This is a genomic window from Wolbachia endosymbiont (group A) of Sturmia bella (assembly GCF_964030905.1).
In the GTDB taxonomy this organism is placed as follows: Bacteria; Pseudomonadota; Alphaproteobacteria; order Rickettsiales; family Anaplasmataceae; genus Wolbachia; species Wolbachia pipientis.
On record NZ_OZ034988.1, the window covers coordinates 192811 to 206382 of the forward strand.

Genomic DNA, 13572 nt, shown 5'->3' on the forward strand with positions numbered 1-13572 from the left:
TTGCACATAATTTACCATTTTTAATGATGGTGTTGTTATGTGCTATACTGCTGTCTTTACTTCTACTTTATTTTAATTTCCCGGTAACGGAATTTTATGAGTGATAGACCTCTTTCTCCACATTTACAAATATATAAAGTACAAGTTACTAGTTTTTTCTCTATTATGCATAGATTGACTGGTATCTTGCTATTCCTTTTATTAATGATACTTTCTTGGTATTTCATATTACATGTTTACTTTCCTGAGTTACTTATAGTAAGGTACTTAAATGCATTATTATTCACTCCTGTTGCTAAATTAGCTTATGTCTTATGTTTTATAAGTTTTGTATATCATTTTCTTAATGGTATTCGTCATTTATTGTGGGATGTTGGGCTTAATTTAGAAATTACTGGCGTTTCAAGGAGTGCTATACTGCTGACAGTAACGCTACTTCTTTCTACTATGGCTTTTTTATTTATGTTTATATGAGTCAGTCTGGAAATTCAGTACATCATTGGTGGGTTCAGCGTGTTTCTGCGGTAATTTTACTGTTCCTGTTTCCTTGGTTTATCTATTCATTTTCTTGCACATTTTATACTGATAGCTCTTTGTCTTTTAGTGAAAAATTTATTAATCACCCTCTAGAGCTTTTATTTTTTGTTGTATTGTTGTTTTGCATTTTTTGGCACGCAGTTCTTGGAATGCAGGTAGTATGCGAAGATTATATACACAGCGTACCTTTGAGGATTTTTACAATTACATGCATAAAGTACTTATCAAGCATTACTTATATAACCCTCGCTTTTACAATCTTTATCTTCTACAGGCATATTTTCTTGTAAAATCACCGGTGCTGTGTTAATATATTATTAGTGTACTAGTTTTATTATTGAACTATAGCATTATAGCGATTTTGGTTTGACAATATGTTTGAAGCATTAAAAAAGGGAGCAATAGATCTTACACTTAAAGCAAAAGGTCTGCTTACTTCACCTGAATCTCAAGTTTACGTCGAAGACCTTAGAAAGGTAATGATGTATGATGGAAGGAAATGCCAGTATCCAAAAAATTATGATCAAATTGTACAGTCTGCTAAAATCATAGAAAACAGGGATATGCATGGAAATGCTATACTAGATAAAGATAAAAATCCAACCTATAAACTTTTGTATGGTCAAAAAGATGAGAATGGAGAACAACCAAGTTTCAGATTATCTTTAGTTACCAAAGATAAAGATAATGATAGATCTTATTTTACTATCAATTATATAGACAATCAGGGTAAGCAAATTCCGATAAATGAGTTGCATAAGTCATATTTTGAGCCATTAGGCTTTTCGAGAATGGATTTGAAAAAACACGTGCCAATTTTTGAAGCTGAAAAAACTAAGGATCCTCAATATCCATTTGAATTAACTAATTCTTCTGTGCTAACTAAAGAGGTAAAAAATAAAGAAGGTAAAGTTCAGGAAGTTGTTGATGAAAAAGGAAGAAATGGAGAATTATTATACACTAGTGATTACAAGAAGCTAAGCACCCATTTTTCAGAAATTAGAGATCAGAATGGTAATCTAGAGCTAGATAAAAGTCTTATATCTGTTCCTATCGTTTTTGCTACAAGTTTAGCTAAAGTTTGTACTAAATTGTTGACTTCTCTTCCTATAAAGTTAGGGGAGCATTTAATAAGCGAACAAAACCCAATTGCAAAGTCTTTTGGTTATCTTTTATTTACTCCTGCAATGGCAGTAAAAAATTTAGTGGATATGGGAGCTACCATACTTAAGGCTCCAATTTTATTGTTTGTAGCAAATGAGAAAAAATATGGTGATGCTTACTACACCATGTGGAAACACCAACTGAAAGGATGTTTGGAAGAAGCAAAAAGTGACTTTAATGTTATTAAAGGTGAAGAAAGGCTAAAGCCGGATCATGGGAATCGTGATTCACTAGTGGGCACATGGGATGAGCTTAACGCTAGAAGGCCAAAGAAACAAGGGGATGATAAAGAAGTTAGCAAGAGTAATGAAATACTAAAGAGTCCTGAGGAAGAACAAAATAAGGGTAATGAAATATTAAGTGATAAAAGAAAAGGTCATGTTGAGGAATTACAAAATAGAAGAAATTCACAGCAAGGGCAAGGCGCTACACATGATCACTCTCATTAGCAATTACTTTAAATCAACATTTACTTTCTTTATTAACTATTCCACAACAAAAACTTGCATGTATTTTGCCCTCAGTATAAGATATTAATTATATAATTAATATCTTAACTAAATGCGCCCTGTAATATTGTGTGGTGGTAGTGGTAGCAGACTTTGGCCTTTATCTAAGCCAAAGCAATTTCAGAAAATATTTAGTCAGAACACTATGTTTCACAACACTTTGTTGAGGCTAAAAAGCGATTATATGCCGCCCATAATTGCTACAAATATACAGTACGAGTCATTAGTGATGGAGGAATTGCATGCACTGCAAGAATATAAAGTGATTTTCGAACCAGTGAAAATTGGAACAGCAGCGGCAATATTAATTGCTGCACTTCTCTGCAATGAAAACGAGACAATGTTAATTCTGCCTTCAGACCATTTTATAGGTGATTTGAATAGTTTTTATGCTTCTACTCAAAAAGCGTCTAAGTTAGCCTCTGAAACTAACTCTATAGTCACTTTTGGGGTTAAGCCTCATGAATTCAATTCTGAATACGGCTATATAAATGCAGTATATGATCAGAAAGAAAAATGTCATATAGTGAAAGATTTTACAGAAAAGCCCGAGCGTAAGTTAAGTAACGATCATTATTGGAACTCTGGAATATTTGTGTTTAGAGGTTGTCCGGAAACAAGTAAAAGGCTATAATATCTGAAATTTTAGTACGGGGTAAAGATGAGAAAAAAGTATCCAACAGATCTAAGCGAAAGGGAATGGGCAAGAATAGAAAAACACTTCAGAGTATCATACAAGAAAGGAGGAAGGCTGCCAAAGTATAGCAAAAAAGAAATATTAGAAGCAATTTTCTATGTATTGCGTACAGGGTGTCAATGGCGGTATTTACCAAATGATTTTCCGCTATGGAAGACTGTGTATGAGCAGTTCAGGCAATGGAAGAAGCAGGGAATTTTTGAGAAAATGAATTATGAAATTACAAAATATAGTAGAAGAAAAATAGGAAGGAATGAGCAGCCGAGTGCCTGTATAGTAGATAGTCAATCTGTAAAGACTACAGAAAAGGGGGGATCAAAGGCTATGATGGAAGTAAAAAAGTAAAGGGTAGAAAAAGGCATATAATTACAGACACTCAGGGTTTTATACTAGGTTGTTACGTAGGCGCTGCTAACGAAAATGATAGAGATGGTATTAAAATAGCATTAAACAATATGAGAACAAAATATACTAAAGTTAAAAAAATGTGGGCTGACATGGGATACCAAGGAAGAAATTTAAAGAATCACACAAAGGAAGAATATGACATAGATATTGAAATTGTTAAAAGGCCTCCATGTAGATTTTGGGTGCACAAAGATACGCCACCTGAGCTACTACCAACAAGAGAACAAGGGTTTAAAGTACAGCCAAGAAGATGGGTTGTAGAAAGGACTTTTGCTTGGGTTAATAGGAATAGAAGGCTATCGAAGGAGTATGATTTACTCACAACATCCACTGAGAATTTCATATACCTAGCTATGAGTAGGGTTATGTTAAAGAGGGAATATGCTTGAATTTACTAGTTTCCGGACAACCTCTTAAAGCAAAACGCTACATAGATGAGATTAAAAAATCTGCCCCGAATCTTTACAATTTATGTTTTAAATATTTCACACCGCAAGAGAGATTTCTGTATTTAAAACAACGAGATTTTGCAGGAATTGAAGGCATATCCATTGATTACTTGGTGATGGAGAAAGCAAAAAACGTTGCAATGATAGAAGCTAATTTCGATTGGTTGGATGTTGGAACTTGGAATTCAGTTTTAGAATTGAGTGAGAAGTTTAGTAAAGAACCGGCATCATTTCAGCATGTGATTAGAGAAAAAGAACCAGTTTCAACGACAGAAAGTAATAAAAATTTATTGAGTGGAGCTTGTAAGCAACCAAACAAAAGTCTAATTTCATTTATTCATAAAGTTAAGAAAGTAAAGGTGATAAGGAAAGAAGTTAAACCATGGGGATTTTGTAGTATAATTTTAATGAGCGAAAATTTTCTTATAAAATATCTTTTTATCAATCCATTAAGCTGCACTTCTAAGCAATTCCATCACTATAGAGATGAATACCATATAGTGCTATCAGGAGTTGGATATGTTAGTTTAGAAGACAAAGAATATGCTATAGCAAAGGACCATATGATAGAAATCCCAAGGGAAGTTTCCCATAGGATTGAAAATAGAAGCACAAGCTTTCCACTTGAAATAGTTGAATTTCAGATAGGAGAGCATTTATCTGATAATGATATAGTGAGATTGGATGATGTATATGGAAGAATATGGTAACGCCATAAATGCATTTGTTGGCAATTTATAATATGGGTATAGCTGCTTTATGTAAAAAATAATATTTACTAAATCTTAATATTTTAAACCTATACCCATATTTTAATAAATAATGAGTTGTAATTAATATGAAGGATCCATTTAAAAGTGACAATTATAGAGAAAATCTCGGTTTCCTTAAAGAAGCTATAAAAGCAAGAGATGAGTTAGTAACTATTAGACATTATAATAAAACGGTAAGGGATTTATCTCAGGCATTAAAGCGTTTTACAGATAAGGCAGAAGATGTAGCTAAGTTTGTTATACGTAGTGACTCAATTGATTATGTAAAATCGATGAATGGAAAGCCATCAGGTCTTAAGATATTAAAGGAAATATTGAATAGAATCTCGGGAAGAAATGTTCCAGTTAAGAATATAAGTAGTTTTATTGATAAATTACCTCCTACTACTTCAATGACAATCTTTGAATATCTAGAGGCTTATCGTAAAATTTCAGGTTTGGAGCAAGTTGAAAGAGGAAATATTGCAATAGCTCCAGAAAAGCCAGAACGCAGTTTTCTAAAAGAAGATAGACAAGTAGAAGTTAATTATAATGATTCAGGCCATGGAAATTCATTAGATGAAAAGCCTGGATACAAAGAGATATCAAATTATCAAGAGAAGAAGAGTAAAATTTTAACAGAAAATTCACAAAGTTCAAAATCGCCTAGAGAAGAGCTAATTTATGTAACAGTTCCTAAAGAACATATGGAAGCAAAAAGAGAACTTAAACAAAAACAACAATCTAAACCTCCAATATTGCCAAAACCATCAATAGCACCCCCATTGCCAAAAAAAATGTTTACTGCTGGTCAAGAAGTTAGACAAAAACCAAAAGTAGTAGGAACTGTTCCTAAATCAACTAAAGATAAACCTGAATTACCACTAAAACTTAAAAAGTTAGGTCATACTGATCAAAAATCAAGCACAAAGCTAGAAATGGTAGTATCTTCTATGGAAAAAGAAATTAATTATAATATCGATATTAAAGTACAAGAGATAAGAAAAAAATTCAAACAAAATCAAGCAAAAGAAAGTCCTAATGCGCAAACTATTGAAAGCAGGACCCCTCCTGTTGCACAAGTGGATATAGATGTGGAGAAAAAAACTAGGCCATCACCAAAAGTTGCTTCCCAATCTCGCTTATTTCCAATGAGGGATGAAATATCTCAGATGAATCCCTTATCAGCAAAATCTGATCCGAGACCTCATGTTAGCAAAAATGCTCTTCTCACAGATGTAAATGTAAAGCAACTAGTTGTACAATTTGAAAATTATGGAAGGAAAGAATTATAACTTATTGAATAAACCCAATAATATTCTTGATTTTTTCTATGTTATAAAAGCACAAGCTCTCCACTTGAAATAGTTGAATTTCAGATAGGAGAGCATTTATCTGATAATGATATAGTGAGGTTGGATGATGTATATGGAAGATTTTGAAATTCTAATGTTAAAGATACTCTATAAGTCTGCTAAATTTAAGGAAGCAAAAATCTCTAGTTTTTAAATAAAGAAAAGTCTACAATTATACGAAGTTTCAAAAATATAATGTCTAACCTCAAAATATTTTGTAATGTCCATTGCCTTTGAAATTACTATGGCTGCTTGCTATTTGCGAGCAAGAAATGCCAGATTTTGCTCTATAATGACTTTGTTCTCTATTATCGGCATTGCCCTTGGAGTTGCAACACTAATAGTGGTGATGTCTGTGATGAACGGATTCAGAGCAAAGTTGCTTGACTCAATACTTGGCATTGATGGCCATATTAACGTTTATTTTGATAGGAACATAAATTCAGATTACTACGCAGTTTCAAAATCTATTGAGAGAATTCCTGGTATATTAAAAGCTACTCCTATGACCAATGATCAAGTTATTATTGTAGCAAATGGTAAAATTGCAGGTAGCGTAGTGCGAGGTGTGTCAACTAAAGATTTGCTTGATAGTACTGCCGTTACAAATAATGTAATTATAGGTGATGTAAAAAAATTTGATGAAGGGATAATAATAGGAGCACGCTTAGCAGAAGTTTTGAACATTGACTATGGCGACGAAATTACGTTTATATCATCTGAAGAATTTGATGCATTACTTGGTGAAATGCCGCGAATGAAAAAATATAAAGTTATAGCAATATTTGATATGGGTATGTTTGAGTATGATAATACCTTGATATATATGCCTCTAAAATCAGCACAAGCCTTTTTTAATTATAAAAATAGCATAAAAAATATAGAAGTACTTGTAGACGACGTTACTAGAGCTGATAAGCTGGCAGATGCTATAGAAAAAGAAATAGGAATGGAAGCTGAAAGTTGGCAATCACAGCAAAGCCATTATTTTAGTGCTTTAAAAACTGAAAGAAATGTGATGTTTTTAATTCTCACTTTGATTATAGTTGTAGCAGCGTTTAATATTATCTCAAATTTAATGATGATAGTGCAAGAAAAGAAATCCGCGATTGCAATTATGCGTACATTTGGTGCAACAAGTGGAAGCATTATGCGTATATTTTGCGCTTGTGGTCTATTAATCGGTTTTACGGGAACTTGTCTTGGCTGTATTATAGGTGTCGTTTTTTCTCTCAATATCGAAAGCATTAGAGTGTTTTTAGAAAACATTACTAACGTCAAGCTGTTTGATCCTATGATATACTTTTTTTCAAGTTTGCCAGTGATATTAGTACCCCAAGACGTAGTAAATATTTCTGCACTTGCGTTACTCTTATCATTTTTAGCGACAATTGCTCCTGCGTTGCAGGCAGCTGCACAAGATCCTGCGGAGATACTACGTTATGAATGATACTCAGCAAAAGTACATAGGTTGGTTCTTAATTGTATTGTTATTTACCGGTTACATCACAATAAATAACATAATCTTTTTAAAAATAAATCAGCAAGAGAGTGAAAACAATGTGAAAGCTTTAACGGAAAACATGGATGAATTTAGAATGTTGCTTGAAGTTAATCAATCTAGAATAGAAAAAAAGATATTTGACCTCAAGAGAAGTCAGCATACTCAATGTGAGCAAGGTGATAATAACTCAAGATGTAAGAACCTTGCAAAATTGCTATTACTTGTGGTTAAAATGAAGAATTCGTTATTGCGAGAAGCAAAATTTGATAACCATATAAATTCAATAAAGCCTTTGATATCAGAGCTTGACGATCCAGAGATAGAAAATGCAGTAGATGAATTAGAAAATTTGAAAGAGATAAATACCTTACACGAATTGAAGTTATCTTTTGAAAAAACTATTGATACTATCGATTACAACAAAAGTACATTGTCTAAAAAAATCATTTCAAACTGGATAAAGGTAGACGACCGAAATGATCCATTAAGAGTAAAATTCGCAGAAATTGAGGAGTCAATAAATGATAATGATTGGCAAAATATAACTGTTACAGTAAGCAATTTAACGCATTCAGAATTCAAGCTATGGCTGAATAAATTGAATGGTTTTATTGTAGCTTCTAAGAATATTTCAACAATATATCATCACTTATTACAATATATCTCATGATTTATTTTATAATTTTCGCTTTTTCGTTTTTATTTGGTATATGGGTCAAGGTAAGTGGTGAAGTAATAAAATTGGAATTAGGCAATTACACTATAAGTATTGATCTATATTTCATTATTTTTACTTGTGTAGTTTTATTATTTTTATTAATTACACTTGTACGCTTTTTTTCCTCCATTTCATCAACATTTGCCAACATAAGAAATAGAAGAAGGGATAGGGAAGAATTGCTTCTCTTTGAAGCTTTCTTTAGCATAGACTTAGACAATATAGAGAATGCCCAAAAGCTAGTTAAAAGTCTGAGTGAGGAGAGCGATAGGTTGTCTTTAATAAAGCTCTTTAACTCAGGTAAGACGGGAAATTACAGCTTTTTCAGTAACGGTTTAACAAATATTGCAAATAAAAATCGTAACTTAGCTCTACTTCTAGCCAATAAGCTGATTGTCCACCTCAAACAAGAAAAAGTAGTCTTTCAAAAATTTATAGAATATTGCTCTAGTTCAATTAACGATAAAATGCTATCTATTCCCTTTCAAATAGAGCATTGCATATTGAAAGAAGATTGGATTAATGCAATTTTGAGGTTGAAGGAAGCAGTTAAGTCCAATATTTTTCTCCCCTTTGATCATAAAGAAATGTTTGCAGTGTTTTATTGCGCTTTAGCAAAGCAATATGAAAGTAAAGGAAATTTTAAGGAGGCTATAAAGTCTTTATTTAGAGCACAACGTTATAGTGCAATTTTTCAGCCCATCAATTATTTAAAGGCAGAATTATATATTAAACTTGGAAAAATCAGAAAAGCTTCTGCAGTGCTAGAGGCAGAGTATACAGTAAATCCTACTCCTCAGTCAGCTAAAATGTACATCAATTTAAATAGTAAAGGTGCTGAAAGACTATACAACTTACGCCCTGATTATTATTTTAGTTACTGTTTACTTGCTTTGTCCTCAATGAGTTCAGGTAAATATGATCTTGCAAGTCAATATTTAGATACTGCTATGAAAAAAGCTAATTACATGTCAATCTACTTTATTGTAATACAACTCAAGGTTACATTGCAAGAACACGACAAGGTAATTTATTGGCTAAACAAGATGGGCTCAGAAGCTTTGCCTGATCCAGGCTGGAAATGTAAAAATTGTAACAGGGAACTAGAACAATGGGATCATAAGTGTTCAAGTTGTAATAGTTTTAATTGTGTTTATTATATATTATAAAATTCCACAAAGTGTAGAAATTACCATTAGGCTACTTTCACATTGATATTGCTGAAGTTAGAGCACTTTCTTAATATAATCCTTATCTCCAAACAATAAACCTGCAAGTTTCTTAGCTAGACTTGGGTTTAATGTCAAAAAAACTTGCTTTTAGACACTAACAGTTATATATTTTAATAAATCAGGGTTGTATACAAAATGAAGAGCTTAAAGGAATTATCCTTAAGAATTAAGAATATTAGGTCTGTACAGAAAACCACGAAAATAATGCAAATGGTTTCTGCAGCAAAGTTGTTACAAAGCCAAAAGAAGTTATTAAATTCAAAATTATATGTATCTAAGCTGCATAACATTATTTTTTCATTAATGCTATCAGTTGATCAAGAATTACTGGCAAAAATTCTAAATGTCAGTAACGACGGTTCTTACCTAGTATTCATTATTGCGTCTGATCGTGGCTTGTGCGGCAACTTTAACTCTTCTATTGTCAAATTTAGTCAAGAGCGTGTAAATAAGTCAATCGCAAATGGCAAAAAAGTAGATATTGTATTTCTTGGTAAAAAAGCTTTTGATGTAGGTAAAAATAGATTTGACTCTAAAAGTATCTTAAAAATTGAAAATAGTAAGGGAATCACGTTAAAGCACGTAGAAGCTTTGGTTGATGGTATAGATTTAAGTAAATACGATAAAGTTAAAGTTTTTTATAGTAAATTCTATAATACCTTCACGCAAAAACCAATGTTGGAAACAATAAAACCATGGAGTAAAGACTCATCCTTGATTGATAGCTCTCTGGCTGGTCCAACAACAGATTACGGCTATGAGTATGAACCACAAAATATTGAATTTATTTTAAAATCTTTGGTTCAAGATTACGTTGTAATTGCTCTTTACTCTGCTTTACTTGAAAGTGCAACGAGTGAGAATAGTGCTAGAATGGTTGCTATGGAATCAGCAAACAGAAACACTAAAGAGATACTGAACAAATTAGCATTGCTTTATAATCGTTCTCGTCAAGCAGCGATTACGACTGATTTAATTGAAGTTATAGGTGGTGCAGAATCTTTATAGAAATCTAAGGAATAGAAAATGAATATATTAAATATTGCAGCAGATATTACTAAACTAATAAAAAAGCAAAATCAAGATGCGGAAGTTACAATATATGAAACTAATAAGACTTCAGTTTCTCAGCGTCTATCAAAAATTGAGCAAATATCACAATCTAAAAATTGCACTGTAGGAATCAGAGCTATAGCAGGTAAAAACAAAGCTGCGTATATTTCTACAAACGATTTGAATAATCTGAGTGATACAGTAAGCCAAGTGGTAGAAATGGCAAAGAATGCGCCAGAAGATCCTTGCATTAATTTTGCTGTAAATGGTAGTAATTATATCTCTTCTGCAGATTTAAGTATCTCAGATAATAATGTTGTAACCGTTGATAACCTAAAAGAAATTGCTGAAGCTGCAGAAAATTCAGCCCTTGCACATAAGAGTATCACTAATTCTGAAGGAGCCTCTTCTTCATACGCTTTAGTGAATACAGTATTATCGACTGTTTCTGGTTTTATTGGCTCGTTTAGTAAATCAACCTTTGCTAATCAGGTCTCTGTTGTTGCTGGAAGAGAAAGTGAAATGAAGGTTGGTTACGATTATGATATAGCATGTAATTTTAGTGATTTAAAGTTGCCAGAGTTAATGGGAAAAGAAGCAGCAAAAAGAGCAGTTGATCAATTGAATTCACGTACAATGAAAACTGGTAAATTTCCAGTTATTTTTGAAAAAAGAGCAGCAAAAGGGCTAGTAAAAAGTTTTGCTTCTGCTATAAATGGGAGCAGTATTATAAGCAACAGTTCTTTCTTGAGGGGTAGTTTAAACGCTCAGATTTTCAACGATAGAATTAATATTATCGATGATCCATTGTTGCCAAGAGGCATAGCATCGAGACCATTTGATGGAGAAGGGATAACTAGCAAGAAAAATATATTTGTAAAAAACGGAATATTACAAAATTGGATTTTAGACTTATACTCGGCTAGAAAATTAGACTCAGAAACAACCGGAAGTGCAACTCGTGCAAGTAATGCTGCAGTTATTCCTGCAGCTAGTAACCTCTACATTGAGAATGGTGATGTATCGTTTGAAGAATTAATTCAGGAAGTGAAAGAGGGAATATATGTAACTGATTTATTTGGTTTTGGTGTCAATTTAATCAATGGCGATTACAGCCAAGGCGCTTCCGGATTTTTTATAGAAAATGGAAAAATAACGTATCCAATACATGAGATTACCATTGCTAGCAATTTGAAGGATATGTTTAGCAATTTAGTCGTTGCAGATGATCTAACTTTTTGTGGGCAATTTAATTCACCAACGATTAAAGTTAGCGAAATGACGGTTGCAGGTTCGCTTAACGATTAAAAAATTTATTTGCATCAAGTACAACAATTGTGTATTATTGTCATGTAATGTTAAGGATAGACTATGGAGTATAAAGGTTTAGTTTCAATAGCTAAGCTTAAAGCATTCTCAATCGTAATTTCAAAGTTTTTCATCACATTAGTAATGTTAGTTAATAATTTAGGAGTTGTTTAAATGGAATTTGGTAATGTAAAATGGTTTAATGCCGAAAAAGGCTATGGTTTCATCAAGCCAGAAGGTAAAGGGGGTGACGTTTTTGTACATATTAGCACATTGGAACGTTCGGGAATAAGACCTGAGGCACTTAAAGGAGAGAATAAAGAGAAGGGAATAAAAGGAGAAAGGGTGAGTTATGAGGTTAAAGAGGAGCGCGGTAGAAACGGAGAAGATAAAAAATCTGCAATAAATTTAAGATTGGAAGATTAATCTATTATGAAGTCTTTTAACAGGATTAACGTATTGTGAATAATTTTCATGAGATGGGTCTCCCAGCTTCGCTTAGACAAGCTCTAGATAAAAATAATCTTTTCGTCCCAACTCCGATTCAAATACAAGCGATTCCCTTAGCGCTACAAGGTAAAGATATTCTCGGATCTGCTCAAACGGGGACTGGAAAAACTTTAGCATTTGCTATTCCGTTGGTTGCTAAGTTGCTGAATGAGCCTAACACTGGTTCAGCTTTAGTCATCGTGCCAACCAGAGAGCTTGCGCATCAGGTAACAAATGAGATAAGAAAACTCTTATCTCAAAATTCTGCACTAAGGGTCGCTTTGTTGATTGGTGGTGAGCCTATTTTTAGGCAGCTAAATCAGCTTCAGAAAAAACCACAAATTGTAATAGGTACTCCTGGTCGTATTATAGACCATATTGAGCGTAAAACTTTGATTACTCGCAATGTTAGCGTTCTTGTGCTTGATGAAACGGATCGTATGTTTGATATGGGCTTTGGAGTTCAGATTGAAGAAATTATGAAGCATTTGCCTAAAATAAGGCAAACTCTTATGTTTTCTGCAACTCTTCCTGGAGATATAGTAAAACTTGCTGAGAAGTACCTTAATCGACCAGAACGTATTTCTGTTGATTGTGAGGTTACAACTTCTGTAAAAATTAAGCAAGAAATTGTTTATGCATCAGAATCAGAAAAATATGAAAAGCTTGTTACACAACTATGTCAGCGCGAAGGATCAATCATTATCTTTGTCAAAACAAAGCGAGGAGCGGATCAGCTAGCTAACAGATTGCACAAAGATGACTATAGCGCTTTAGCAATTCATGGTGATTTAAGGCAGCACAAGCGCGAAAGGGTCATTAATTCTTTTCGTCGTGGCCGTAATCAAATCATGGTTGCAACAGATGTTGCTTCTCGCGGCCTTGATATTCCCCACATTCAACATGTTATCAATTATGATGCACCACAATCGCAAGCTGACTATATTCATCGTATAGGTAGAACTGCACGCGCTGGAGCTGAAGGGTATGCGCTATCTTTTGTTACACCTCAAGATAAGAGAAGACTGCCTGCACTGGCAGACAAAGAAGGAGAGCTAAATTTTGATTGTAGTGTGCAATTTAAAAAACGTAACAGCAAAAAGGTCTTTAAAAGGCCAAGTACGTTAAAGACTAAATACGGTAGAAAAAAGATCAATGCATTTAAGAAGAAAAGCAGAGTACTAGAAAAAGCGTATTAAATAGGATTTACCTACAATTTGATAAGCGTAAAACTCGTCATTCCGCTACTCATTAGCGGAATCTATGCTGAGATATTGCGGTGCTATGACGTAGATCCAGAGTGGGATTCAAATTGGCTACAGCGAACTGCTGGATTTCAATTTTTTTAATAATTGTGTGCTATTCATTATATATGAGTTCCCACTTTTAAAGAGAAT

12 protein-coding genes and 2 pseudogenes are annotated in these 13572 nt (G+C 33.2%); all 14 read left to right on the top strand.

Going from position 1 to position 13572, the window contains the following annotated elements:
• Positions 1–96: 96 nt before the first annotated feature.
• Entirely contained in the window at positions 97–474 is a 378-nt protein-coding gene (gene sdhC, locus ACQH3L_RS00995; RefSeq protein WP_010963112.1) for a succinate dehydrogenase, cytochrome b556 subunit, read from the top strand.
• Complete coding sequence (gene sdhD / locus ACQH3L_RS01000; protein ID WP_010963113.1) at positions 471–827, top strand: succinate dehydrogenase, hydrophobic membrane anchor protein; 357 nt, start codon at positions 471–473, stop codon at positions 825–827. The genes sdhC and sdhD overlap by 4 nt, the downstream gene beginning before the upstream one ends.
• An 84-nt stretch (positions 828–911) precedes the next feature.
• Positions 912–2150: a hypothetical protein gene (locus ACQH3L_RS01005; protein ID WP_010082038.1), complete on the top strand. Its 1239-nt coding sequence runs from the start codon at positions 912–914 to the stop codon at positions 2148–2150.
• 112 nt (positions 2151–2262) lie between these two features.
• Positions 2263–2814: pseudogene (locus tag ACQH3L_RS01010) on the top strand (sugar phosphate nucleotidyltransferase); the annotation flags it as partial.
• 57 nt (positions 2815–2871) lie between these two features.
• Positions 2872–3704, top strand: a protein-coding gene (locus ACQH3L_RS01015; protein WP_425384643.1) for an IS5-like element ISWpi1 family transposase whose coding sequence is annotated in 2 segments (ribosomal slippage) — positions 2872–3241 and positions 3241–3704 — 834 coding nt in all. Because the reading frame shifts where the segments join, the coding sequence is not laid out codon by codon here.
• A gap of 26 nt (positions 3705–3730) precedes the next feature.
• A pseudogene (locus ACQH3L_RS01020) lies at positions 3731–4474 on the top strand (cupin domain-containing protein); the annotation flags it as partial.
• A gap of 128 nt (positions 4475–4602) precedes the next feature.
• On the top strand, positions 4603–5811 hold the full coding sequence (locus ACQH3L_RS01025) for a hypothetical protein (protein WP_425384865.1): 1209 nt from the start codon (positions 4603–4605) through the stop codon (positions 5809–5811).
• A 280-nt stretch (positions 5812–6091) separates the two neighbouring features.
• Complete coding sequence (locus ACQH3L_RS01030; protein ID WP_070357005.1) at positions 6092–7321, top strand: lipoprotein-releasing ABC transporter permease subunit; 1230 nt, start codon at positions 6092–6094, stop codon at positions 7319–7321.
• Positions 7314–8045, top strand: coding sequence for a hypothetical protein (locus ACQH3L_RS01035; RefSeq protein WP_038199598.1), 732 nt, complete (start codon positions 7314–7316; stop codon positions 8043–8045). The genes ACQH3L_RS01030 and ACQH3L_RS01035 overlap by 8 nt, the downstream gene beginning before the upstream one ends.
• Positions 8042–9262 (top strand): hypothetical protein, encoded by a 1221-nt coding sequence (locus tag ACQH3L_RS01040; RefSeq protein WP_007548692.1) that lies wholly within the window; start codon positions 8042–8044, stop codon positions 9260–9262. Before ACQH3L_RS01035 ends, ACQH3L_RS01040 begins: the two co-directional genes overlap by 4 nt.
• A gap of 198 nt (positions 9263–9460) precedes the next feature.
• Positions 9461–10333: an ATP synthase F1 subunit gamma gene (gene atpG, locus ACQH3L_RS01045; RefSeq protein WP_010081973.1), complete on the top strand. Its 873-nt coding sequence runs from the start codon at positions 9461–9463 to the stop codon at positions 10331–10333.
• An 18-nt stretch (positions 10334–10351) separates the two neighbouring features.
• Positions 10352–11686 (top strand): TldD/PmbA family protein, encoded by a 1335-nt coding sequence (locus ACQH3L_RS01050; protein ID WP_010081974.1) that lies wholly within the window; start codon positions 10352–10354, stop codon positions 11684–11686.
• A 174-nt stretch (positions 11687–11860) separates the two neighbouring features.
• Entirely contained in the window at positions 11861–12112 is a 252-nt protein-coding gene (locus ACQH3L_RS01055; RefSeq protein WP_006279919.1) for a cold-shock protein, read from the top strand.
• 35 nt (positions 12113–12147) lie between these two features.
• Positions 12148–13374 carry a DEAD/DEAH box helicase gene (locus ACQH3L_RS01060; RefSeq protein ID WP_038199603.1) on the top strand — a complete coding sequence of 409 codons (1227 nt, stop codon included), beginning with the start codon at positions 12148–12150 and terminating at the stop codon, positions 13372–13374.
• Positions 13375–13572 lie beyond the last annotated feature (198 nt).